Here is a 24,017-nt window from a genome sequence, read left to right as displayed (position 1 = left end):
CCGCGCTTTTCGGTGATGGGTTGCCTTACACCACCAAAGGGGCGTCCTGCAACCCCGCGCGCTATTTCATATCGACAGGTGGTGGCGAGACAAAGCGGTAGCTTTGGCCGGCAGGGCTGGTCAGCACCACTTCGGCCATCGGCGCCAGCAGCCCTTCGGCCCCCAAGGCGGTTGTCAGATCGGTGAAAAGCTGGCGCAGCAGATTGGGCTTGGCGACTTCACTGACGCTGTAGCCAAAGCCACAGACCTGCCCCTGGGGCGCTGTGCGCCAATCAGCGCGGCAGATCTCGCCGGTGTTCAGGGTGAAGGACAGGGTCTGATCCGACAAACGCGCCTCTTGTGGCGTCGGCACTGTCAAAGCAGCGCAGCCCGCAAGCGCGAGGCAAATCAGGGTAAGGCGGGCGAAGGCGGGGGTTTTCATGCTACAGACCATAAATCAAAGGCACGACCAATGTAACGACAATTGCAGAGATCACATTCAAAGGCACGCCAAATCGGATGAAATCCATAAACTTATATCCCCCCGGCCCGTAAACCAGCGTGTTGGTCTGATAGCCAATCGGCGTGGCAAAGGAGGCCGAGGCCCCGATCATCACCACCACCACCAAGGGCCGCGGATCGACCCCGATGCCAAGCGCCAGCTGAATGACAATCGGCGTCACAATCACCGCCACCGCATTGTTCGAGACAATCTCGGTCAGAAAAGACGTCAAGACATAGACCGCAAACACCAGCACATAGGGCGATGCGCCACTGAGCACCGGGCTTACAACATTGACCACCAACTGCACCGCGCCAGAATGCTCAAGCCCAGCCCCGACCCCCAGCATGCCAAACAGCAGGGCCATAAGACGCCCGTCAATCGCCGCCATCGCCTCGTCTGCGTCAATCGCGCGGGTCACCAGCACTATCGCCACCCCCACAATCGCCAGAAACTGAATGGGGGCGATGTTCAAGGTCGCCAGCACCACGACCGCGATCAAAATCGCCACCACCAAAGGCGCATGGCCGCGCCGGAATGGGCGTTCAGAGGGCTGCGAGACATCGACCATGTCCATATCGGTCGCCAAGCGCTGAATATCGGCCATCGCCCCTTCCAGCAGCAGGGTATCGCCGACTTCGACCACCAGATCGTCCAACTGCCGACCGATGTTCTGATTGCGCCGATGGGCGGCCAGCGGATAGACGCCATAGCGCCTGCGCAGCCGCATCTGCCCCAAGCTGCGCCCGACCATGCGACAGCCCGGCGTGATCAGCACCTCGACCGTCGAGGTTTGCACCGTGGCCAAGGCATCGGCCTGCCGCAGTTCTTTATTGCCCTTTAGCCCCAACAGCTCGGCCATCGGGCTGCGCAGAACCACGCGGTCGCCCGCCTCGAGCAGCACCTGATCCAAACTGCGCCGCAACGACAAATCGCCGCGCAGCACATCGATCACCCGCGCGCCGCCGCGCGAAAACAGATCAATCTCGGCCGGCGCCTTGCCGATAAACCCCGAATCATCCGGGATCGCCACTTCGGTGAAAAACTTCATGCCCTTGCGATCCGACAGCAATGCCGCCATCGAATCGCGCTCGGGCAGCAGCCGCTTGGCAAACAGCCCCAGATAAATCAGCCCCGCCAGCGCCACACAAAGCCCAACGCCCGCAATCTCGAAAATCCCAAAAGCCGCCAGGCCCTTGGATTGCGCCACCCCATCCACCACCAGATTGGTCGAGGTGCCAATCAACGTCACCGTGCCGCCTAGAATTGTCATATAACTCAGCGGGATCAGCAGCTTGGAGGGCGAGACATGCAACTGCTTGGCCAGCTTCATAAAGATCGGCATCATCACAACCACCAAGGGTGTGTTGTTGACAAAGGCCGAAACCAGCGTCACCCCCAGCCCCAAAAGCACCAGAGTCCGCACCGGCTTTGCCTCGACATTGCGCGACGCCATTTGGCTGGCCCATTCCAGCGCGCCAGTGCGCACCAAGGCCCCCACGATCACAAACATCGCCGCAATCGTCCAAGGCGCGTTGTTCGACAACACCCCCGCCACATCCTGCATCGGCAAAATGCCCAGCAAAAGCATCAGCGCTGCACCCGAAATGGCTGTGACTTCAACAGGATAGGTTTCGCGCACGAAAAGCGTCAGCATCCCGCCAAGGATCATCAGCGCCAAGACCGCTTGCGTCGATTGCGCCAGTTCAAAGCCAAGCATCTTCGCCTCCAAAGCCCATCGGCGCAAAGTAACAATCAAAATTCAATCGGGCAACTTTAATCTCGACAAAAATGGCCGAGATTTACGGAGCCGCCTGTTCCAACCGCCCGCCCTCGCGGATCATCCGCACCTTCAGCGCTTTGCCGGTGCGATCGTCGGTTTCCACAAACACCCCCGACAGCGTCGCAGGGCCTTCGGCAGGCATAAACCGCCCCGAAGACATGCCGGTGATAAACCGCCGCAGCGGCTCTAGTTTATCCATGCCAATCACAGAATTATAATCGCCGCACATGCCAGCATCGGTCAAATAGGCCGTGCCCTGTGGCAAAATCTGCGCGTCCCCAGTCGGCACATGGGTATGGGTGCCCACCACCAAAGACGCCTGCCCGTCGCACCAATGCCCCAGCGCCATCTTTTCGCTGGTGGCTTCGGCATGCACCTCGACAAGTGCTGCTTGAACAGCGCCCCCCAAGCGGTGGGTTTTCAAAATCGTCTCGACGGCGGAAAACGGGTCGTCAAACGGGCGCTTCATGAACACCTGCCCCAGCACTTGGGTGACCAAAATCTTGCGGCCCTGCGTGGCATCAAAAATCTTGACCCCGCGCCCCGGCGCCACTTTCGAGAAATTGATCGGCCGCAAAATCCGCGGCTCTTGCTCGATGAATTGCAGCATGTCTTTTTGGTCAAACGAATGGTCGCCCAGCGTGACGCAATCGGCCCCAGCCTGCAAAATCACCTTTGCATGTTCCGCCGTAAGCCCCGCGCCTTGCGAGGCATTCTCGCCATTGACCACGACAAAATCGAGGCCCCAAGCCAGGCGCAAATGCGGCAACCGCTCGGCAATCGCCGCGCGTCCAGATCGCCCCACCACATCGCCAAGGAAAAGAATTCTCATGCCTTTGACCTAGGGCCTGCGCCGCCGTCTCGCAAGCCAAAACCAATCCGATTCGCGGCAAAGGCGAAGCGGCGCGGAAAAATCACCCCCTTGGGCGCTGCGAAAGCCCGCAAAAAGTCGATTTCAAACTATTCTCCCAGATTGCGACCAATTTTTCGCCGCAGCCCTTCCCGCAGCCGCCGCAGAGCCCTAGCTTGCAGCCATGCAGCTGCCCCCCGCGCTTTCAGACTGGTTCACCGCCCAAGGCTGGTCGCTGCACCCGCATCAAATCGACATGCTTGCGCGGGCGGATCACAGCGCGACCCTGCTGATTGCGCCGACGGGGGGCGGTAAAACTTTGGCGGGGTTTCTGCCCTCGCTTGCCGAAATAACGGCGCAGACCAAGGGTTTGCACACGCTCTACCTCTCACCGCTCAAAGCTTTGGCCGCCGATATTCGCCGCAACCTGCGCCGTCCGGTCGAAGGCGCGGGCCTGCCCATTCGCATCGAAGATCGCACCGGCGACACCAGCTATACCCAGCGCCGCCGCCAACGCGCCGATCCGCCGCATATTCTGCTGACCACCCCCGAAAGCCTTGCCCTGCTGCTGAGTTACGAAGACGCGCCGCAGATCTTTGCCGGTCTGCAACGGGTGATTATTGATGAAATTCATGCGCTTGCCGAAAGCAAACGCGGCGATCAGCTGATGCTGCAACTGGCGCGGCTGCAAAGCTTTGCACCGCATTTGCGCCGCGTTGGGCTCTCTGCCACTGTCGAAGACCCGCCCGCGCTTGCGCGCTTTTTGGGGCCGCAGACGCAGGTGTTGCAGGCCGATCCGGGGCCTGATCCCGACATTCAGATGCTGCAAACCAAACTGCCGCCGCCTTGGGCTGGTGCTGGCGGGCGCTATGCAATTCCTGATATTTTACAAGAGATTATGGCGCATAAGACCACCTTGGTCTTTCACAACACCCGCGCGCAGGCCGAGATTTTCTTTCACCACCTGTGGTTGGCCAATAGCGATGATCTGCCAATCGCCATTCACCACGGCAGCCTGTCGCGCGAACAGCGCGAGCGGGTCGAACAGGCGATGGCCGATGGCCGTCTGCGCGCCGTGGTCTGCACCGGCAGCCTTGATCTGGGGCTGGATTGGGGCGACGTCGACCTGGTGATCCAAGTCGGAGCGCCCAAGAATATCAAGCGTTTGGTGCAAAGGATTGGCCGCGCCAACCACCGCTATAACGCGCCCTCCAAGGCGGTTTTGGTGCCCGCCAACCGCTTTGAGGTGATCGAGTGTCAAGCCGCCCTTAAGGCCGTGCGCGCGCACCAGCTGGACGGCGCACCGCGCCCGCGCGGCCCGCGCGATGTGCTGTGCCAGCACCTGCTGGCCAGCGCCTGTGCAGCCCCCTTTGACCCCGATGCGCTTTTCGCCGAGGTGGTGACGGCAGGCCCCTACGCCAGCCTGACGCGCGCAGAATTTGACGCCTGTCTGGATTTCGCAGCCACCGGCGGCTATGCGCTGCGCGCCTATGACAAATGGCAAAAGCTGATGATAAGGCAGGATAAATTCTCGCTGCGCGACCCGCGTTCGGCGGCACAAATCCGCCAGAACCTTGGCACCATTATCGACACCGAAACCCTGAAAGTGCGGTTTAAGGGCCGCATGGGCGCACCCTTGGGCGAGATTGAAGAGGCCTTTGCCACCACCCTGACTCGCGGCGATACCTTTTTGATCGGCGGGCAGATCGTGCGCTATGAGGGGCTGAACGAGATGACGGTCGAGGTCAGCCGCCACGCAGGCCGCGACCCAAAGGTGGCGGTGTTTTCGGGCACGAAGTTTGCCACCTCGACCCAGCTTTCCGAAGGCATTTTGCAGCTGCTGCAACAGCCCGATTGGCCCGATCTGCCCGCCCACACCGTGCAATGGCTAACCTTGCAACGCGAGATCTCGGCACTGCCGCAGCCGGGGCGTTTGCTGATCGAAACCTTTGCCTATGAGGGGCGCGAGCATCTGTGCCTTTACGGCTTTGCCGGGCGCAATGCGCAGCAAACGCTGGGGCTTTTGCTGACAAAACGGATGGAGGATCAGGGGCTTAACCCCTTGGGCTTTGTTGCCACCGATTACGCCACGCTGATCTGGGGGCTGACGGCTGTGCCAGATCCCGCAGCCCTGCTTTGCGTGGATACCCTGCGCCATGACCTTGAAACCTGGCTTGCGGGCAATGCGGTGATGAAGCGCGGCTTTCGCAATGTGGCGCTGATCGCGGGGCTGATCGAGCGCAACCACCAAGGCCGGCGCAAATCGGGGCGACAGGCGACGTTTTCCTCGGACATCCTGTATGACACCCTGCGCAAATACGACCCCGACCATCTGCTGTTGCAGCTGACCCGCGAAGAGGCGATGCGCGGGCTGATTGATTTTGGCCGGTTGGAAGAGATGCTCACCCGCATCGGGCCGCGCATTGATCATCTGCGGCTGGACCGCGTCTCACCCTTTGCGGCACCGCTGTTTTTGGAACCGGGCAAGATCCCGATCCATGGCCAAGGCCGCGAAAAGCTGGCAGAAGAGGCGGCGCGACAGCTGATGCGTGACGCAGGCTTGCTGTAATCTGCCGCGGTTTGGAGCCTGAATGTTCGCCTTTCGCCTTGCTGAAACCCCGCTTTACGCCCTGGCCTCGGGCGCGCTTTACTGGCCGGATCAGGCCTTGCTGTGCGTCTCGGATCTGCATTTCGGCAAATCCGAACGGATGGCGCGGCGCGGTGGCGCGCTGTTGCCGCCCTATGAAACCCGCGCGACCTTGCAGCGGCTGGACGACGATCTTGCAGCCACGCGTGCCCAGCAGGTGATCTGTCTGGGCGATAGTTTCGATGATCTGGCCACCGCCGAGGGGCTGGATCTGGACGATCAGCTGTGGCTGACGCGGCTGATGGCGGGGCGCAATTGGATCTGGATCGAGGGCAACCACGACGCAGGCCCGGTCGAGATGGGGGGCAGCCACCGCGCAGACCTTCGCCTAGGGCAATTGCAGTTTCGCCACATTGCGACCGCAGAAACACCCGAGATTTCGGGGCATTACCACCCAAAAGCCCGCCTTGCAGGTCGGTCGCACCGCTGTTTTCTGTTGGACAAACAGCGGCTGATCCTGCCCGCCTATGGCACCTATACCGGCGGATTATGGAGCCATGACAGCGTGCTTTGCGACCTGATGCAGCCCGATGCGCTGGCCTTGGTTTTGGCAAAATCGGTGCTGGCGATGCCGATGCCGCGCCAAGGCAGGCCGTCTTAAATCAGACCGCGCGCCTCAAGTTTATAGCGGTGGTTCTTTGAAACCGGCACCCGTGCGCCATGTCGCAGCTTGAGGTAGAGTTTAACTCCCTCGCGCTCGACTGCCTCAATCGCCTCCCAAGCCACCCAATACGAACGATGCACCTGTAACCCAGCCTGCGGATCGACCTCGGCCATCGCATCGGCAAAGCGCAGCAAAAGGCTGACCGTACCCTTGCCCGTCTGCACATCGACATAATGATCGCGCACTGAAATCGCCAAGACCTCACCGCGCCGCGCAGGCTCAATCCGGTGCAGCAACCGATGCTTGGGCGCCCCCGCTGCCACGGCACGATCAGCGCTTGCGCCCTGCCCTTCTTGCGCCTCAAGCGCCGATTGCGCCAAGAAAATGCCAAGGATCAGCACTGCAAGTTCGAGAGGCGCAAGCTGCACCAGATCAGCCCCGCCCAAAAGCTGCGGCAAAAGTGCCAAGACCAACGGCGGCAACAGCGTGGCCGCGACCAAAGCCGCCCCCAAGCTTGCCAAACGCGGCGCAGCTGGCAAAATCCAATGCGACACCAACAGCCGGATCAGCGTGCCGATCAGCATGACAAGGCCAAGTGTTGGCACAAAAATCAGCGCCCGCCGCGCCAGATCTATGCTGTGATAGCTGCCAAAAGGCCCTGAAATCACAACAAAAAACGTCAGAAAAGTCCAAAATATGATCGAGACTCTGCTGCATAGCGCAACAACAAGCGCCCGCTTGAAACCCATCATGAAACCACCCCAGAGGGGGTATCCCCCCTGTGGCAATCGTAACGATTTCAGCGCACTTGAACAATCACCTAAAATATCCTTTAGGTGATTTTATATACGCTTAGGGATATATTAGGCCGTTAAACCCTCTGGCTCGGGCAAGCCATTGGCGCGGCAGCAGGCGGTCAAGGTATTGGCCAAAAGGCAGGCAATCGTCATCGGCCCCACGCCACCGGGCACCGGCGTGATCGCACCCGCAACGGCTGCGGCAGAAGCGTAATCGACATCGCCAACCAATTTGGTGCGGCCATCACGCTCGATCCGGTTGATGCCAACGTCGATCACCGTGGCACCTGGCTTGACGAAATCGCCAGTGATCATCTCGGGGCGGCCAACGGCGGCTACCAGAATATCGGCGCCGCGACAGACAGCCGCCAGATCCTTGGTGCGGCTATGCGCGATTGTCACCGTGCAGCTGTCGCCCAGCAAAAGCTGCGCCATCGGCTTGCCAACAATATTGCTGCGCCCAACCACGACTGCGTTCAGCCCCGCCAAGCTGCCGTGGTGGTCGCGCAGCATCATCAGGCAGCCCAACGGCGTGCAAGGCACCATCGACTTTTGCCCGGTGCCCAGCAAGCCAACGTTCGAGATGTGGAAGCCATCGACATCCTTCGCCGGATCAATCGAGTTGATGATCAACTCGGAATTCAAATGCGCGGGCAACGGCAGTTGCACCAAAATGCCATGCACCGCAGGATCGGCGTTCAGGGATTGCACCAGCGCCAGCAAATCGGCCTCCGAAGTGTCAATCGCCAGACGATGTTCAAACGAGGCCATGCCGACCTCTAGGGTCGAGGCATGTTTGTTGCGCACATAGACTTGGCTTGCCGGGTCTTCGCCCACCAGAACCACCGCCAGACCGGGCTGAATCCCGTGCTCTTCACGCAGCTTTGCGACCTGCACCTGCACTTGGGCGCGGACATTGGCGGCGAACAGCTTGCCGTCGATTACTTTAGCGGTCATTTGGCAGTTCCTTTGACAGATGGGCTTCTTCGCGCGCAATCGACCAGTCGATCAACTCGCGCCACAGTCTTTCGTAAAGTTCGGGCGGCAGGTTCAGCCGCTCGGCATGGTCGCGAACATTGGCAACAACCTCTTCCACACGCGCGGTAATCCGGGCAGGCAGGGCTGCCACCTGTTTGATCTGCGCCGCCCGATCAATATAGCCCACGCGCTCGGCAAAAAGCGCCATCAGCGCGTGGTCAAGCCGATCAATCTCGGCCCGAATATCTTTCATGTCAGCGCAGTCAGCCGGACGTTTCATAGCTTACCCTTGGTCTGAGGTGGCGCAGCTATACCCACGCCACCCCCAGAGAACAACGCAAGTTTAGAAAAGACCTTCGACATTTCCATCCGCGTTCAGCCGGATCACCTCGGCCGAAGGCACTTTTGGCAGGCCGGGCATGGTCATGATCTCGCCGCAAATGGCCACCACAAACCCCGCCCCCGCCGACAGACGCACTTCGCGCACCGGCACCGAATGGCCCGTCGGCGCGCCGCGCACGGTGGGATCGGTGGTAAAGCTGTATTGGGTTTTGGCGACGCAGATCGGCAGATGGCCATAGCCTGCGGCCTCCCAGACCTTCAGCTGATCGCGGATAGATTTGTCGGCGATCACCTCATCGGCGTGATAGATCCGCTTGGCGATGGTTTCCAGCTTTTGGAACAAAGGCATCTCGTCGGGATAAATCGGCGCAAAATTGGCGCTGCCGGATTCGGCCATCTCGACCACCTTATGCGCCAGATCTTCGATCCCAGCCGAGCCCATGGCCCAATGCTTGCACAAAATCGCCTCGGCACCTTGGCTGGCGACATAGGCCTTCACGGCAGCAATCTCGGCATCGGTGTCGCTGTAGAAATGGTTGATCGCCACGACCACCGGCACGCCAAAGCTTTTGACATTGCCAATATGGCGGCCAAGGTTTGGACAGCCCAGCTCGACGGCGGCGACATTTTCCGCCCCCAGATCTGCTTTGGCAACACCGCCGTTCATCTTCATCGCCCGCACCGTGGCCACGATCACCGCCGCCGAAGGCTTCAGCCCGGCCTTGCGGCATTTGATGTCAAAGAACTTCTCGGCGCCCAGATCGGCACCAAAGCCCGCCTCTGTCACCACATAATCGCCCAGCTTCAGCGCGGTTTTGGTGGCGATGACGCTGTTGCAGCCATGCGCGATATTGGCAAAGGGGCCGCCATGCACAAAGGCGGGGTTGTTTTCCAGAGTCTGCACCAAATTCGGTTGCATCGCATCTTTCAGCAGCACCGTCATTGCGCCATCGGCCTTGATGTCGCGGGCATAGATCGGGGTTTTCGCACGGGTATAGGCGACAACAATATCGCCCAAACGCTTTTGCAGATCTTCCAGATCGTTGGACAGACACAAGATCGCCATGACTTCCGAGGCCACCGTGATGTCAAATCCGGTCTGGCGCGGAAAGCCGTTCGACACGCCGCCAAGATTAACCACAATATCGCGCAGCGCGCGGTCGTTCATATCCATCACCCGACGCCAAACCACACGGCGCGCGTCGATTTCCAGCTCGTTGCCCCAATAGATATGGTTGTCGATCATCGCCGACAACAGATTATGCGCCGAGGTGATGGCATGGAAATCGCCGGTGAAATGCAGGTTCATCTCTTCCATCGGCACAACTTGCGCCATGCCGCCGCCCGCAGCCCCGCCCTTCATGCCAAAGTTTGGCCCCAAAGAGGCCTCGCGGATACAGATCACCGCCTTTTTGCCGATCCGGTTCAACCCGTCGCCCAAGCCCACGGTGGTTGTGGTCTTGCCCTCGCCCGCGGGGGTTGGATTGATCGCGGTCACAAGGATCAGCTTGCCGTCCTTTTGACCCGCCAGCGATTTGATAAACTCTTGGCTGACCTTGGCCTTGTCATGGCCATAGGGCAGCAGATGTTCGGAGGGGATGCCAAGCTTGGCCCCAATCTCCATGATCGGTTTTTTCTTCGCTTCGCGCGCGATTTCGATATCGGTCTTAAAGGCCATTCTCTCTCTCCCTTGGGCGGTTTTCTCCCTTGGCTTTGTGTTAGCGCAGGAAACCCCTCGACAGACTGTGCTTTTACGACTTTTTCACAAGCAAAATCGCCAGCACGCGGCACAAAGCCTGCTCTAGCGGCGCGCGGCGGCCAGATGCGCCCAGACCGGCTGATCGGGAATGTGCAGCCGGATGCTGTCGCCCAAGCGAAAGGCCCCGGCGCGCTCGACCCAAGCCACCACGCCGCGACGCCCCTTTGCGGCAGGCTTGAACGCCGCGCCAAAGCCAGGATATGCGGCCTCGATGCCGCGCGCAGGCAGGGTGCAGGGGCGGTTTTCCAGATCGACAACTAAGGTCGCCCCCGATGCCGCCTGCAACCGCGAGCCCGGCGGAATATGGCTGAAATCAGGAATGCCTTTGATCACCATCGAAGCCCCCAACAGTGCGGGGGGCAGCTCTGCCAGCCCCATGCGCGCGGCGATCTCGGCCAGATCTTCGGCCCCGATCAAAGAAAACTGCCGGGTGTTGCGAATTTCGCTGCCCTTGGGATATTGCGCCAAAACCCGGCTGCACGAGGCCCGCGTGGCACCTGCGTGTTTCTCGCCCGCCACACCGTCAAGGCTGGCCACAAGCTCGGTCTGCGCGGTCGAGGCAAGGCCTGCGCCCACCAAGCCCAGCCAAGTGATCGTGCCGATGAAATCTGTGGGTTTCAAAACCGTCATCGCGGGGCCCTTTTGCCAAAAGCCGCCCGCAAGGCTGGCGGCATAGAAAAACCCCAAGCCTTGCAAAAGGCTTGGGGTTTGGGGTCAGTCACAGCAAGGTTTATGCCAGCGGTTCAGGTGCATCTGGCACCACCTTTGGCTTGCGCGCGCGGGTCTTGGGAATAGCCACCACGCCCGCCCCCTTATCGCCGCCCTTGTCATCGTCAGGCGCGTCCAAAGCCTCGCCCGCGGTGATCTTGCGGATCTCTTCGCCGGTCAGGGTTTCATGCTCTAACAAGCCCTGAGCAAGCCGTTCAAATTCAACCGATTTTTCCAGCAGAATGCGGCGCGCGGTCTCGTAGCCTTCGTCGATCAGATGTTTGACTTCCTGTTCGATCATGGTCTTGGTTTCAGCCGAAACCGAGAAGCCACCGGTATTGCCCGCATAGCCCTCATGCGCCTCGGCATAGTCGATATTGCCGACCTTATCCGACATGCCCCAGCGCAGCACCATGGCGCGCGCAAGGCTCGAGGCCTGCTGAATATCGCCCGAAGGACCGTTCGAGACCGAGTCTTCGCCCCATTTGATGATCTCGGCCGCTTTGCCCGCCATGGTCATGGCGATGCGTTCTTTGCACTGATCCTTGTGCCAGTTCAGCCGGTCCATCTCGGGCAGGCTCATCACCATGCCCAAAGCGCCACCGCGCGGAATGATCGTGGCCTTATAGACCGGATCGCATTTCGGCAAAGCCATGCCCACAATCGCGTGGCCCGACTCGTGATAGGCGGTCATTTCCTTTTGCTCTTGGGTCAGCACCATCGAGCGACGCTCGGCCCCCATCATCACCTTGTCTTTCGCCTGCTCGAAGTCGTGCATGGTGACAAAGCGGTGACCAACGCGCGCCGCCATCAAGGCCGCCTCGTTGACAAGGTTTGCAAGATCGGCGCCCGAAAAGCCGGGGCAGCCGCGTGCGATGATACGCAGATCGACATCTGGGCCCAAGGGCACTTTGCGCGCATGCACGTTTAGGATCTTTTCACGGCCACGGATATCTGGGTTTGGCACCTGAATCTGACGGTCAAACCGGCCCGGACGCAGCAAAGCAGGGTCCAGCACATCGCGGCGGTTGGTGGCTGCCACAATGATCACGCCTTCATTGGCGTCAAAACCGTCCATCTCGACCAAAAGCTGGTTCAGCGTCTGTTCGCGCTCGTCATTGCCGCCGCCCATGCCAACGCCACGCGCCCGGCCCACAGCGTCGATTTCGTCGATAAACACGATGCAGGGCGCGTTCTTTTTCGCCTGTTCAAACATGTCGCGCACCCGGCTTGCACCGACGCCCACAAACATCTCGACAAAGTCAGAGCCCGAGATGGTGAAGAACGGCACCCCAGCTTCGCCCGCAATAGCGCGCGCCAGCAAGGTTTTACCCGTGCCCGGAGGGCCAACAAGCAGCGCGCCTTTGGGGATCTTGCCGCCAAGACGGCTGAACTTTTGCGGATTGCGCAGGAATTCAACGATCTCTTCCAGCTCTTCCTTGGCCTCGTCGATGCCGGCGACATCGTCAAAGGTCACACGGCCTTGCTTTTCGGTCAGCAGCTTGGCGCGGCTTTTGCCAAAGCCCATCGCCCCGCCTTTGCCGCCGCCCTGCATCCGGTTCATCATGAAAATCCAGATGCCGATCAAAACGATAAAGGGCAACCAAAGCGAGATCAGCGAGAAGATGCCCGACTGCTCTTGGCTTTTGGCCTTTACCTCGACGCTTTTGGCGATCAGGCGATCTACCAATTTGTCATCGCGCGGTGCGATCACCGAATATTTTGCACCATCGCTGGCGGTAACCCCCAAGTTTTCGCCATCCACCGTCACAGAGTCTACATTGCCGCTGTCAACGCTCTGGATGAAATCAGAGTAAGGCACGCTCGCGGTGGACGAGGTCGTAGCCGAGGGGTCAAGCATTTTAAACAGGGCCAAGATCAGCAGAAACAGAACGACCCAGAATGCGATATTTCGTGCGTTACCCACGAAGCTCTCCGTAATTATTGGCCGTGAAGACCGGTTGGCCCTTTTGGCGATTGCCTCTAAGATAGAGATAAGTCCGCTGGGTTCAATGCGATAAGATAGACTGATTTACCGATCGGACCAATTTCGCCTGCCAACCATTAAGAAAACCTGCACTCGGTGCGGCAATCAGCGCATCTTTTCGCCAGATTGCGGGGCAAACCAGCAGAGCCTGCCGCGGGATTGCCAAGCCGCGCCAGTTTGGCAGCTGTGCCAAACCCTCTGCCCCCAAAGCCCGCAGGCTAAGATCGGGCGCATGCGGGCCGATCATCTGCCAGCGATTGTCCCAGATGTCAGATGTCGCCACGCACAGGTTTTTCACCGCATGCGGCTCGCGGTAAATTTGCAGCCCGTCTGATGTGGTGCGAAAGCAACAGCCGTTCAGCGTGGCATCCGCGCCTTGGCGAATGGCCTCGGCAAGAGTGGCCATCTTTTGCGCGCGCGGCGCGTAATCGCCGCCTGAATACCAGCCAAGCACCGCCAGCAGCAGCCGGCGCTGTATCTCGACAGGTTGCGCTGCAAAACCCGAAAGGCGCAGCTGCACTGCCCCCGCCACGACCTGCCCACAGGCCTCCCAAGCGGCCAGCGTCGCGGCTTGCAACGCCTGTTGGGCGCTGGCCAGATGAGCGATGCTTTCACTCATCTGGGCCACGCCAAGCCCCAAGGGCTGCAACACAGCCAGCACTTGACGCGCGCGCACACGCGCAAAACGGTCATTGTCGTTTGACGGATCGTCGATCCAAACCACACCCGCCCGGGTCAGATAGGCGCGCAGATCGGCGCGGGTTTGGCCCAGCAGCGGGCGCTGAAACACCACCCCCGCCTCGACCCAACTGGGCCGCATCCCCGTCAGCCCGTCCAGCCCCGCCGCGCGGGTCAGCCCCATCAGAAAGGTCTCGGCCTGATCATCTGCGGTATGGCCGATCATCACCCGCGCAAGCCCAAGACCGCGCGCCCAATCGGCCAGCAAAGCATAGCGTGCGCGCCGCGCCTGATCTTGCAGATTTCCCACAATCGCGCCGTGATCCCAGCGCAAGATCTGATGCGGCACCCCAAGGCCCGCGCAAATCGCGGCCACCTGTGCCGCCTCTGCGGCAGAGCCCGCACGCAGCGCGTGATCCACCGTCACCGCATGGCAGGCCAAGCCCAACCCATGGCACAGATGCAAAAGCGCCAGCGAATCACTGCCACCCGAGACCGCAACGCCAATCCTAGCCTCGCCCGCCTGAACAACTTGCCGCAGCGCCGCACTTAGGCGCGCATCACAGTCTACTGGCACGCAAGTCCCGACATCACAGTTTGCGCCTCGGTGGCCGAAGCCGTGCCCATAAAGCGGTTCACAACTTCGCCCAAAGTCACGCAGGCATCTTGGGTTTGGCCAAGTGCTGCCAGCCCCTTGCCCAATTCCAGCAAGGATTGCGGCGCGAAGGTGCCGTCGGGTTTTCCCGAAAACGCATCCAGATACGACCGCGCCGACTCGGCGGTGTCACCGGCTTGGCGCAACGCCTCGCCACGGTTGAACTGCGCCTCTTGGGTCAGGGGCGAGCCAGGATAGGATTCGGTAAAGGTCTTAAAGAGGTCAGCGGCGCCGCGAAAGTCACCCTTGGCGAGCACCGCCTGAGCCCGATCAAAGTCGCTTTTCTCGCCAATCGCCAGTTCGGGGCCCGCATCTTGCGCAGGCGCCAAGGGTGGCGCCACACTGGCGGGCGCACCCGCCGTGCTGCCACCCAAGGGTTCGATCACTGGCATATTGCCCGGATCGCAGCCTTCGGTTTGCTCGCAAATGCGAAACTCCATATCGGCAATCCGCGCGGTGCCATCACTGGCGACACGGGTGACCTTTTGCTCGATCTCTTCGGTTTTGCTGGTCAGACGCGTCAGCGCAGCCTCGATGGCATCCAGCCGCTGCAAGGCGTCACCGCCCGCCGCGCCCGATTGCGCAGCCCCTGTCGAAATCAACTCTGATTTCAGGCCATTAAACTCGGCCAGCAACTGCCCCAATTCGGTTTTAACATCCGCCAAGGTCTGTGCCTTATCCTGTGCCAGTGCAGGCAGCGGCAGCAGTGCCAGTGCAAAAATCAAACCTCGCATACGCATATCAGGCCCCCGCGCCCATCGACAGCACCGTGACAGCGCGCCGGTTTTTCGAATAACAAGCCTCGTCCGAGCAAATCTCGATCGGGCGTTCTTTGCCATAGCTGATGGTCCGCATCCGGTCAGCAGGCAGGCCTTGGCTGATCAGAAAATTCTGCGCCGCAGCCGCGCGCCGCGCGCCCAGCGCCAAGTTATAATCGCGCGTGCCTTGCTCGTCGGCATGACCCTCGATGATGATGGCGTAATCAGCATTGGTTTTCAACCAAGCCGCCTGCGCCAGCAATACGCCGCGCCCTTGCTCCGAGATCGTCGCTTGATCCACAGCAAACAGCACACGGTCGCCAACAGATTGATTGAAATAAGCAATAGAACTTGGGTTCGAGGGGTCGCCTGCGGCACCAAAGCTGTCAAAGGCACTTGGGCCGCCGTTCAGTCCCGCCTTATTGCCGCAAGCTGCAAGCCCCAGCGCTGCGACAATCAAAAGGGCCTTCACTCCATATGACATCTTCGTTTCCTTTACAGACGCCCCCCCGAGAGGCAAGCGGTTACGAGTTCAAGCCAGCCGAAAGTACCGTGACAGCACGACGGTTCTTGGCATAGCAGGCCTCTTCCGAGCAAATCTCGATCGGGCGCTCTTTGCCATAGCTGATCGTGCGCATACGCGCCGCAGGCACGCCTTGGCTGATCAGATAGTTCTGCACCGCTGCCGCACGACGCGCGCCAAGTGCCAAGTTATATTCCCGTGTGCCCTGCTCGTCGGCATGGCCTTCGATGATGATGGCGTAATCGGCATTGGTGGCCAGCCACTGCGCCTGACCTGCAAGCACGCCGCGCGCTTCATCAGTCAGGCTGGATTGGTCCACCGGAAACAACACGCGGTCGCCAACCGATTGATTGAAATAGGCAATAGATTGTGGGTTGGACGGATCGCCCAGACCATTGGTGTCAACGAAGCCACCGTTCATGCCATTGGCACCCGCGCCATTGGCACCGCCCGCACCATAGCGGTCGGGGTTGTTACAGGCCGCAAGACCAAAGGCCACGACCAGAAGCAGAGATTTAGAAACCATAGACATATGTTTGTCCTTCTTTTTATGAGCTCGATAGGGAGGGTTATATCAGCTTTACGCGGCCTTGGAAATCGGCCGCGTTGCGCGATGTTAGGGAAGCAACGGCGACCATGCCGGATCAGAGGCGGGGCCATCGGTTTTGATCGCTTTCAGATTGCGGCCGGTGATGTCCACTGACATCAAACCCGCCTGCCCGCCAGCGCCAGCGCCTTCACGGGTAAACATGATCACGCGGCCATTGGGCGCCCAAGTCGGGCCTTCATCCAAGAACGAGGCCGACAAAAGCCGTTCTTCACTGCCATCAGTTTTCATCACGCCAATGTGGAAGCGGCCCTCGTTTTGCTTGGTAAAGGCCACCATATCGCCGCGCGGGCTCCAGACCGGGGTGGAATAGCGGCCCTTGCCGTTGGAAATCCGCACCGCCTCGCCGCCGCTTGCGCTCATCAGATAGATCTGTTGGGTGCCCGAGCGGTCGCTTTCAAACACGATCTGGCTGCCATCGGGGCTAAAGCAGGGCGAGGTTTCAATCGAGGGCGCATTGGTCAGCTGGCGCATTTGCCCCGATCCGATGTCCATCGAATAGATGTCGGTATTGCCGCCCTGTTCCAGACTAAAGACCATCGACTGACCATCCGGCGAAAACCGCGGCGCAAAGGTCATGGTGCCGGGCAATTCGCCCAAGTTGCGGGCTTGCAGGCTGGCCACATCCATCAAATAGATCGCCGGAAAGCCCGAGGCATAAGAGGTATAAAGGATCCGGTCGCCGCTGGGCGAAAACCGCGGTGCCAGCACGATCGACGAGCTGTCGGTCAGATAGGCCACATTCTCGCCGTCGTAATCCATCACGCCCAAGCGCTTTTGGCGTTGGTTCTTGGGGCCACTTTCGGCGACAAAGACCACACGGCTGTCAAAATACGGGCCCTCGCCGGTGATCCGGCTATAGACCGCATCGGCGACCTTATGCGCCATCCGCCGCCAGCTTTGCGGGGTGCCGGCAAATTGCAAGCCATCGCCCTGCTGCTGCCCCGAGGCGACATCAAACAGCCGGAACTTGACCACAATCCGGTCACCACCGGCCTGAACCGCGCCGGTGATCAACGCCTGCACATTGATCGCCGACCAATCGGGATAAGACACTGGCGCGTCAAACGAGGTGATATTGCTGATATAGGCCTCTTTTGGCGTATTGGCGAAAAGCCCGGTTCCGGCCAAATCCTGCGCCACCACCGCCGCGATATTGCGCGCCAGATCGCTTGCGCCGCCCTCGTCAATAAAGTCGGGCACCGCAATCGGCATCGGCTCGATCACGCCATCGGTAAAGGGCGGCAGGGTCAATTCGGCCTGGGCGGGGGCTGCAATAAAGCCACTCAGCCCCAGCATCAGCGCCATGGTCACAGATTTAAAATTGGTCATTCTATCCTCGTTTCGCACGGGGTTTCTGTTGGCCTGTGCGGGCCAAATCTTGAGGTGTTTCGCGCCAAGCCGGCAGGGGAAAAAATCCATGCTCATCTCAGCCGCATTCCATTAGGGTCAAAGGTCATGTTCAACACATTCCATTGACCGTATTTTTCGGGATCCAGATCATAGCCCTTTTGGCCACATAGCACGACCGCCTTGCGGGCCACCTGAAAGGCAATCTGCGCAGCAGCCTCTGAGCCGCCCGAAAAGCTGGTCATCTTGATGCTTTGGTAGTCTGGCTTGCCGTCTTCGCCCATCTCGACCCGAATCTGGATCGTGGTGTTCAGCGCATCTGTCGACATCGTGCCGGTGTTCCAGCATTTGTTGATCGCCAGATGCAGACCTTCAATCTCGGATTGGCTCATTGGCGGGCCTTCGGCAACATCCTGCGCGCCACCAGTGTCTTCGGGCGCGGCGGTGGCTTCGGCCAAGGCAGCGGCAAGGGCATCGGCGTCTGCTTGGGCCGCGGCATCGGCCTTGGCCTGTGCGTCAGCCTTGGCCTGTGCGTCTGCGGCAGCAGTATCCGCCGCAGCAGTTGTATCAACCGCCACCTCGACAGGCTTGGCAGGACGGCTTTGCGGGCGGCGGCTGCTGGTGGGGGCAAGCTGCGGTGCATCCTTGGCCAGATTGGCCTCGGTCACCACCTGCGTTGTCGCCTCTTTTGGCGCAGCGGCGGGCTTCTTTTCTTCGACCACGGGCTGATCTGGCTGCGGCTGATCGCTGGTCTCTTGCACGACTTTATCGGCCACTTCCGGCGTTTTGATCGGGCTTTCCACCGGCACTTTGGCGACACGGTCAACTGGCTTTGGCTTTGCGGCCTTATCGGTCAAAGGCACCGGCACCGGCTGTTCGTCGGCAGCAATCGGCGCGACCACAGGCGGCGCTTCCTGTGGCTGTGGAGTGGCATCCACCGGCACTTCGGGCGCGGGTTCGGGGGGCAGTGGCGCAGGCGCGGGCGGTGTGGGCTTGGCAGGCGCAGGTTTGGCCGCAGCCTTGGCAGGCTCGGGCGGTTTCGTCGCAGGCTTGACCACAGGTTTATCCGCAGGCGGCTTGTCGGTCTTGGGGGCCGCATCCATCATGGCTTGCAGATCAGACTGCGATACCATCGAGACCTGCACCGCCGTTGGAGGCGGCAGTTCACTTGGTGCAAACAGCCAATCCCCCAGAACGATCCAGGTGAGAACAACCGCATGGCCGATAACCGAGATGGTTTGGCTTTTGTCCATGCCAGCGCCTAGTTGCCGCCCATCGCAGCACCACCGGTATCGGTGACAAGGCCGATGTTATTAAAGCCGCCCGCCGACAGCGCGCCCATCACCGCCGCCACGCGGGTATAGGGCAAAGCGCCATCTGCGCGCAAAAACACCTTGTCAGATTTGCGGGTCTCGGCAATCGCGCGCAGCTTGGGGATCAGCTGATCCTCTGGCACTTCGGTGGTCTGGATCATCACCAAGCCATCGGCGGTCAGCGAAATCGTCAAGGGCGGTTCCTGTTCGGTCGGCAGGCTGGCGGCCGCAGATTTCGGCAGTTCAAGCGGCACGCCCACCGTCAACATTGGCGCAGTCACCATAAAGATGATCAACAGCACCAACATCACATCGACAAAGGGCGTGATGTTGATATCAGCCATCGCCGGAGCCGTGCCCCGCCGCCGTCCGCGTCGCCCACCGCCACCCGATTTTTTTGCTACCCCCGCGCCCATGGCTTAAGCGTCCAACTGGCGCGACAGGATGGTGGCAAATTCATCGGCAAAAGCCTCGTAGCCCGAAACGATATGCTCGGAATCCGCGTTCAGCTTGTTGTAAAAGATCACCGCCGGAATAGCCGCGATCAGGCCAATGCCCGTGGCCATCAGCGCCTCGGCAATGCCGGGGGCGACGGTGGCAAGATCGGTGTTTTTCGAGGCCGCAATTTCGGTAAAAGCGTGCATGATGCCGTAGACCGTGCCGAACAGGCCAATGAAAGGCGCTGTGGCCCCAACCGTCGCAAGGAAGGACAGCCCCTTGTTCAGCGCCTCGCTTTGACGGGCAATCGCCACATCCATCGCGCGGTCAATCCGGCTTTGCGCGCCGGCAATCAGCCCGCCATCCTGCCGGTGACTGCGCCGCCATTCCAGCATGCCTGCGGCGAAAATCTTTTCCGATTGCCCCTGCGGGTCGGCGCCGATTTTCTCGAACAATTCATCCAGCGGCTCGCCCGACCAAAAGGCGCGATCGAAAATCGTCGCCTCGCCGCGCGCATTGCGGAACAGAATATGCTTGCTGATGATGATCGACCAAGACCAGACCGACATGCCGATCAGCATGATCATAACGATTTTGACCGTGATTGTGGCACGGGCAAATAGGGCGAGCATAGAGAAATCAATCTCTTGCGCCATAACGGTGGCTTCCATGTTCTTTACGCCTGCTCAAGTTGTCGCGGTTCTTCGACCGCCTATTGCGCTGATTCTATCAAGGTTTAAAGCGGATTGCCAACACATTGGCGTGCGCGCGCAATAATTCGCCTTAGGCGAGTGCGGCGCGCAGGGCTTGCGGGATACGGGCGGCTTTGCCGTCTGCGCCCATGCAGACCAAAGTCACCTCGGCGGTGAACAAAACTTGCGTGTCGCGCAGCACCGATTGCTGCAAATCTATCCGCGCATTGCCCAAAGATTGCAGCCTTGTTTCCACCACCAAAGCATCGTCATAGACCGCGGGTTTCAGATAATCAGCCAGCACACGGCGCACCGCAAAGACCACGCCGGTCTCGGCCTTTAGCTTGCCCTGATCGATCCCCAAGCCGCGCACCCATTCCGAGCGGCCGCGTTCGATGAACTTCAGATAATTGGCGTAATACACGATCCCTGCCAGATCGGTGTCTTCGTAATAGACCCGCAGGGCAAAACGATGAGCCGCGTTCATGCCTGATCTGCCTTTCTGCCAGCGCAAAGCTGGGCGATATCTGCCTGATGCGCCGCGCAAGCGGCCACGCCTTTGGGCGTCAGCCCATAGATGCCATGCGCCACCCGTTCAAACCAGCCGTAGTGATCGGCGGCCATCAGCACGCGGGCGCGCGCAACCCCGGTGGCGCGGGCCAGATCGGCGGCGCGCAAAGGCCCCTGCGCCAAGCCGCCCAAAAGCCGCAGCGCGTCTTGGCGGTAGGCGGTCATGCGTTTGACGCCCGTGGTGCCGCCAATATTGGGGTCGCCCACCCGCCGTTCAAATTCGCGCAGCAAGCGGCCTGCGCGCGCAGTGGCGCGGCGCGGCTGATAGGGGGCGGGGTCCAGATGCGCCTCGACCCCCTGCCCCGGCTTGACCGCAAGCAGCCCCAGCCCCAGCCGCCGACACAGCGCCACAATATCCTTATACCGCAGTTTCCAGCCCTTTTCCGCCACCGGAACCGCCAGATAGACATCATCAAACATCGCTTGACGCGCCACACCCTGCATCACCAAGGCCAGCGAAAACGAGGTCTTCATCTCGACCACCACCGCAGGGTCATCCCCCCGCCGCGCCATCAGATCGCAAGCGCCGATTTCGGCCTTTACCTCATAGCCCTGCGCCTCAAGATAGGCTTTCAGATCGGGGTAAAGCTCGGCCTCTTTCATGGCAGCCGCGCTGCAATCCGCAAGGCATGCGAAGCATCGCGCGCCACTTTTGGCAGCATCGGATGATAGGCCGCACGAATGATGTCGCCAACATCGGGCCGCAAGATCACCTGCGCACCAACCCGCGCCAAGGGCGAAGACTGCGCAAAGGCACGGTCTGACCACAGGCAGATCACTTGGGCGGCCTGCGCCAAGGCCAGATCTTCGGCAGGCATGTCCGACAAATGCGCGTCCATGCGCAAAAACACAAAAGCCGCCTTAATCGCGCCATCGGCATCAAAGCGGAACAGGCGGTATTGGTTGGCATCGGCCTGCGCCAGCCGCGCGCACAGCGGGCCAAGATCGGGGATCAGATGATCAAGTTTCGGCACCGGCGGCAATTCCGCCCAATCGCGAATGAAAAACACCATCAGATTGGCGCCAAGTTCGGGGTCGGTTTCTGCCATGCTATGGCCTGCCAGCGCCACCACCGCCTCGATCGCGCCCTTGACGACGCCCAGCGTTGCATCATCGACGCCAAAGACCACCGGCACAATCGGGCGGCCCCAGCGCGCAAACAGATAGCTGCCGTCCGAGCGGGTAAAGAAGGCTTCAACCTCTTGTGGTGACATGTTTGCCTCGCGGTTTGATCAGGGCTGGGATGCAATGTTGCGCGGTCAGATGCAAGCCTGCTATGCCTCGAAAAGATCGCTTTGGCCCGGCGGTTTCGGCGGCTCTAGCCCCATGTGGCGCCAAGCCCGCGCCGCCAGCATCCGCCCGCGCGGGGTACGCTGGATCAGGCCTTGCTGCAAAAGATAGGGCTCGATCACCTCTTCAATCGCGTCGCGCGCCTCGGACAGAGCGGCGGCGATGGTTTCCACGCCCACCGGCCCGCCGCCATAATGCTCTGCCAACAGGCTGATATAGCGACGGTCCGCGCCATCAAGCCCGATGTTATCCACCCCAAGCCGCGTCAGCGCGCGGTCGGCAATCGCGCGGGTCAGGCGGCCATCGCCCTCGACGGTGACAAAATCCACCACCCGGCGCAACAAGCGTCCGGCGATGCGCGGCGTGCCACGTGCCCGCATCGCAATCTCGCGCGTGCCTTCGGGGTCTGACTGGATGCCAAGCAGCCGCGCGCCGCGGGTGACGATCAGATCCAGCTCGTCTTCGGTATAAAACTGCAACCGCGTCGGAATGCCAAAGCGGTCGCGCAAAGGCGTGGTCAACAGGCCCAGCCGCGTCGTCGCCCCCACCAGCGTAAAGGGCTGCAAATCAATCCGCACCGTGCGCGCGGCAGGCCCCTCGCCGATCACCAGATCCAGCGCGAAATCCTCCATCGCCGGATAAAGCACCTCTTCGACCACGGGGCTAAGGCGGTGGATCTCGTCGATAAACAGCACATCATTGGCTTCAAGATTGGTCAAAATCGCCGCCAGATCGCCGGGCTTGGCCAGCACCGGACCCGAGGTCATGCGAAACCCCACCCCCAGTTCGCGCGCCATGATCTGCGCCAGCGTGGTCTTGCCCAGTCCGGGGGGGCCGTGAAACAGCGTGTGATCCATCGCCTCGCCGCGGATCTTGGCGCTTTCGATAAAGACACGCAGATTGGCGCGGGCCTCGGCTTGGCCGACGAAATCTTCCAGCACCTGCGGCCGCAGCGCGCGGTCAAAATCTTCGGGCAGCTTTTCGGGGCGCAAAGCGGGATCAGGGTTCATCAGCGCGCCTTTGGTGCAAGCAGTTTCAGCGCGCCACGGATCAGCGCTTGGGTGTCGGCCTCGGGCAGATCTGCGGCCACGGTCGAGACCGCCTGCGCCGCATCACCCTGACCATAGCCAAGGTTGATCAGCGCCGACAAGGCATCAGCGGTAAAGCTGGCGCGTCCGGCTTGCGGTGGTGGTGGCGGGGCCTTGCGGGCCATGGGTTCGCCCAAGGGTTCCAGCACCACATCGCCCGCATCGGCCAGACCCGACATCGTCGACCCCAGTGCCATCATGTTGGGGGCCTTGGCCTTCAGCTCTAAAATGACCCGCTGCGCCAGTTTCGGCCCCACGCCCTGCGCCGATTGAATTGCGCGCTGATCGCCAAGGTTGATCGCACGCGCCACACCTTCAGCGCCCAAAGTGCCCATGATCGCCAGCGCAGCCTTTGCGCCTACGCCCTGCACTGTGGTCAAAAGCTTGTGCCATTCCTTGTCGATCATGCTGGCAAAGCCGAACAGCTGTAGCAAATCTTCGCGCACCACCAGATCGGTATAAAGCGAGACCGCCTCGCCCAGACTGGGCAGACCTGCTAATGTCCGCTCCGAGACATAAACGATATAGCCCACACCGCGCACGTCGATCAGCACCTGATCGCTGCCGCGCCAATCCAGCCGCCCCGAAAGCTTGCCAATCATCCTGCTGCCCTTTTCACTGCTGCCGCCAAGCGGCCCGCGCTTTGCATATGATGCGCATGACAAATCGCAATCGCCAAGGCGTCTGCCGCATCCGGCCCCGCAATCGTGACGCCGGGGAATTGCAGCTTGACCATATGATCCACCTGCTGTTTGGCGGCATGACCCACACCCACCACGCATTTCTTGACCGCATTGGGCGCATATTCCCCCACTGTCAGGCCAAATTGCGCCGGAACCAAAAGCGCAATGCCTCGGGCTTGGCCAAGTTTCAGCGTCGCCACCGCGTCTTTGTTGACAAAGGTATGTTCCACCGCCGCCGCATCGGGGGAAAATGCGCGCAAAACTTCGGTAAGCTGGCTGTGCAGCGACACCAAACGCTGGGCCAAATCCCCCACCTCGTCGCCGCGCGTGCTGTGGCAAATGCCATTGGCAACATGGCTTAACCGCGAGCCGGTCACGTCGATCACGCCCCACCCAAGGTTGCGCAAGCCCGGATCAATCCCCAAAACCCGCATAC

The 24,017-nt window shown here is 60.7% G+C and carries 25 protein-coding genes; 2 read left to right on the top strand and 23 right to left on the bottom strand.

Going from position 1 to position 24,017, the window contains the following annotated elements:
- Positions 1-61: 61 nt before the first annotated feature.
- From V7Q10_RS10875 to V7Q10_RS10865, 3 genes are all read right to left on the bottom strand, one after another.
- Positions 62-421, bottom strand: a complete 360-nt coding sequence (locus V7Q10_RS10875) for a hypothetical protein (RefSeq protein WP_333869118.1) — start codon at positions 419-421, stop codon at positions 62-64.
- 1 nt (position 422) lies between these two features.
- Positions 423-2,201, bottom strand: a complete 1,779-nt coding sequence (locus V7Q10_RS10870) for an SLC13 family permease (protein ID WP_333869117.1) — start codon at positions 2,199-2,201, stop codon at positions 423-425.
- A gap of 82 nt (positions 2,202-2,283) precedes the next feature.
- Entirely contained in the window at positions 2,284-3,096 is an 813-nt protein-coding gene (locus tag V7Q10_RS10865; RefSeq protein ID WP_333869116.1) for a TIGR00282 family metallophosphoesterase, read from the bottom strand.
- A gap of 202 nt (positions 3,097-3,298) precedes the next feature.
- Between V7Q10_RS10865 and V7Q10_RS10860 the strand changes: the two genes are divergently transcribed.
- Positions 3,299-5,683 carry a ligase-associated DNA damage response DEXH box helicase gene (locus V7Q10_RS10860; RefSeq protein ID WP_333869115.1) on the top strand — a complete coding sequence of 795 codons (2,385 nt, stop codon included), beginning with the start codon at positions 3,299-3,301 and terminating at the stop codon, positions 5,681-5,683.
- 22 nt (positions 5,684-5,705) lie between these two features.
- Entirely contained in the window at positions 5,706-6,362 is a 657-nt protein-coding gene (pdeM, locus tag V7Q10_RS10855; RefSeq protein ID WP_333869114.1) for a ligase-associated DNA damage response endonuclease PdeM, read from the top strand.
- Here the strand turns inward: pdeM and V7Q10_RS10850 are convergent.
- The 20 genes from V7Q10_RS10850 to ruvC form a co-directional block, all read right to left on the bottom strand.
- Positions 6,359-7,117, bottom strand: coding sequence for a LytTR family DNA-binding domain-containing protein (locus V7Q10_RS10850; RefSeq protein ID WP_333869113.1), 759 nt, complete (start codon positions 7,115-7,117; stop codon positions 6,359-6,361). The genes pdeM and V7Q10_RS10850 overlap by 4 nt on opposite strands.
- A 111-nt stretch (positions 7,118-7,228) precedes the next feature.
- Positions 7,229-8,119, bottom strand: a complete 891-nt coding sequence (gene folD / locus V7Q10_RS10845; RefSeq protein ID WP_333869112.1) for a bifunctional methylenetetrahydrofolate dehydrogenase/methenyltetrahydrofolate cyclohydrolase FolD — start codon at positions 8,117-8,119, stop codon at positions 7,229-7,231.
- Positions 8,109-8,420: a chorismate mutase gene (locus V7Q10_RS10840; protein ID WP_333869111.1), complete on the bottom strand. Its 312-nt coding sequence runs from the start codon at positions 8,418-8,420 to the stop codon at positions 8,109-8,111. The genes folD and V7Q10_RS10840 overlap by 11 nt, the downstream gene beginning before the upstream one ends.
- 63 nt (positions 8,421-8,483) lie before the next feature.
- On the bottom strand, positions 8,484-10,160 hold the full coding sequence (locus V7Q10_RS10835) for a formate--tetrahydrofolate ligase (RefSeq protein ID WP_333869110.1): 1,677 nt from the start codon (positions 10,158-10,160) through the stop codon (positions 8,484-8,486).
- 123 nt (positions 10,161-10,283) lie between these two features.
- Positions 10,284-10,871: an MOSC domain-containing protein gene (locus V7Q10_RS10830; protein WP_333869109.1), complete on the bottom strand. Its 588-nt coding sequence runs from the start codon at positions 10,869-10,871 to the stop codon at positions 10,284-10,286.
- Between the two features lie 100 nt (positions 10,872-10,971).
- The gene (gene ftsH / locus V7Q10_RS10825; protein WP_333869108.1) at positions 10,972-12,876 is read right to left on the bottom strand and encodes an ATP-dependent zinc metalloprotease FtsH; all 1,905 of its coding nucleotides are present in this window, start codon (positions 12,874-12,876) and stop codon (positions 10,972-10,974) included.
- A gap of 82 nt (positions 12,877-12,958) precedes the next feature.
- On the bottom strand, positions 12,959-14,191 hold the full coding sequence (gene tilS / locus V7Q10_RS10820; RefSeq protein ID WP_333869107.1) for a tRNA lysidine(34) synthetase TilS: 1,233 nt from the start codon (positions 14,189-14,191) through the stop codon (positions 12,959-12,961).
- Complete coding sequence (gene ybgF / locus V7Q10_RS10815) at positions 14,182-15,009, bottom strand: tol-pal system protein YbgF (RefSeq protein ID WP_333869106.1); 828 nt, start codon at positions 15,007-15,009, stop codon at positions 14,182-14,184. The genes tilS and ybgF overlap by 10 nt, the downstream gene beginning before the upstream one ends.
- 1 nt (position 15,010) lies before the next feature.
- A complete protein-coding gene (gene pal, locus V7Q10_RS10810) occupies positions 15,011-15,511 on the bottom strand; it encodes a peptidoglycan-associated lipoprotein Pal (protein ID WP_333869105.1) in 501 nt (166 codons plus the stop codon).
- Positions 15,512-15,551: 40 nt separating this feature from the next.
- Entirely contained in the window at positions 15,552-16,082 is a 531-nt protein-coding gene (pal, locus tag V7Q10_RS10805; RefSeq protein WP_333869104.1) for a peptidoglycan-associated lipoprotein Pal, read from the bottom strand.
- A gap of 84 nt (positions 16,083-16,166) precedes the next feature.
- Positions 16,167-17,489 carry a Tol-Pal system beta propeller repeat protein TolB gene (gene tolB / locus V7Q10_RS10800; RefSeq protein WP_333869103.1) on the bottom strand — a complete coding sequence of 441 codons (1,323 nt, stop codon included), beginning with the start codon at positions 17,487-17,489 and terminating at the stop codon, positions 16,167-16,169.
- A 92-nt stretch (positions 17,490-17,581) separates the two neighbouring features.
- The gene (locus V7Q10_RS10795) at positions 17,582-18,760 is read right to left on the bottom strand and encodes a cell envelope biogenesis protein TolA (protein WP_333869102.1); all 1,179 of its coding nucleotides are present in this window, start codon (positions 18,758-18,760) and stop codon (positions 17,582-17,584) included.
- Between the two features lie 8 nt (positions 18,761-18,768).
- Positions 18,769-19,236 (bottom strand): protein TolR, encoded by a 468-nt coding sequence (gene tolR, locus V7Q10_RS10790; protein WP_333869101.1) that lies wholly within the window; start codon positions 19,234-19,236, stop codon positions 18,769-18,771.
- 3 nt (positions 19,237-19,239) lie between these two features.
- Complete coding sequence (tolQ, locus tag V7Q10_RS10785) at positions 19,240-19,929, bottom strand: protein TolQ (protein WP_333869100.1); 690 nt, start codon at positions 19,927-19,929, stop codon at positions 19,240-19,242.
- Between the two features lie 112 nt (positions 19,930-20,041).
- On the bottom strand, positions 20,042-20,437 hold the full coding sequence (gene ybgC / locus V7Q10_RS10780) for a tol-pal system-associated acyl-CoA thioesterase (protein ID WP_333869099.1): 396 nt from the start codon (positions 20,435-20,437) through the stop codon (positions 20,042-20,044).
- Positions 20,434-21,123, bottom strand: a complete 690-nt coding sequence (locus tag V7Q10_RS10775) for a DUF2161 family putative PD-(D/E)XK-type phosphodiesterase (RefSeq protein ID WP_333869098.1) — start codon at positions 21,121-21,123, stop codon at positions 20,434-20,436. The genes ybgC and V7Q10_RS10775 overlap by 4 nt, the downstream gene beginning before the upstream one ends.
- Positions 21,120-21,734, bottom strand: coding sequence for a hypothetical protein (locus V7Q10_RS10770; RefSeq protein ID WP_333869097.1), 615 nt, complete (start codon positions 21,732-21,734; stop codon positions 21,120-21,122). Before V7Q10_RS10770 ends, V7Q10_RS10775 begins: the two co-directional genes overlap by 4 nt.
- A gap of 60 nt (positions 21,735-21,794) precedes the next feature.
- Positions 21,795-22,823, bottom strand: a complete 1,029-nt coding sequence (ruvB, locus tag V7Q10_RS10765; protein WP_333869132.1) for a Holliday junction branch migration DNA helicase RuvB — start codon at positions 22,821-22,823, stop codon at positions 21,795-21,797.
- A complete protein-coding gene (gene ruvA / locus V7Q10_RS10760; RefSeq protein ID WP_333869096.1) occupies positions 22,820-23,500 on the bottom strand; it encodes a Holliday junction branch migration protein RuvA in 681 nt (226 codons plus the stop codon). Before ruvA ends, ruvB begins: the two co-directional genes overlap by 4 nt.
- Positions 23,497-24,015, bottom strand: a complete 519-nt coding sequence (ruvC, locus tag V7Q10_RS10755; RefSeq protein WP_333869095.1) for a crossover junction endodeoxyribonuclease RuvC — start codon at positions 24,013-24,015, stop codon at positions 23,497-23,499. Before ruvC ends, ruvA begins: the two co-directional genes overlap by 4 nt.
- Between the last annotated feature and the right edge of the window lie 2 nt (positions 24,016-24,017).

The organism is Cypionkella sp. (genome assembly GCF_036782355.1).
Taxonomy (GTDB): Bacteria; Pseudomonadota; Alphaproteobacteria; order Rhodobacterales; family Rhodobacteraceae; genus Cypionkella.
Note: the sequence above shows the minus strand (reverse complement) of the source record. Positions and strands in the feature narration are given on the sequence as shown.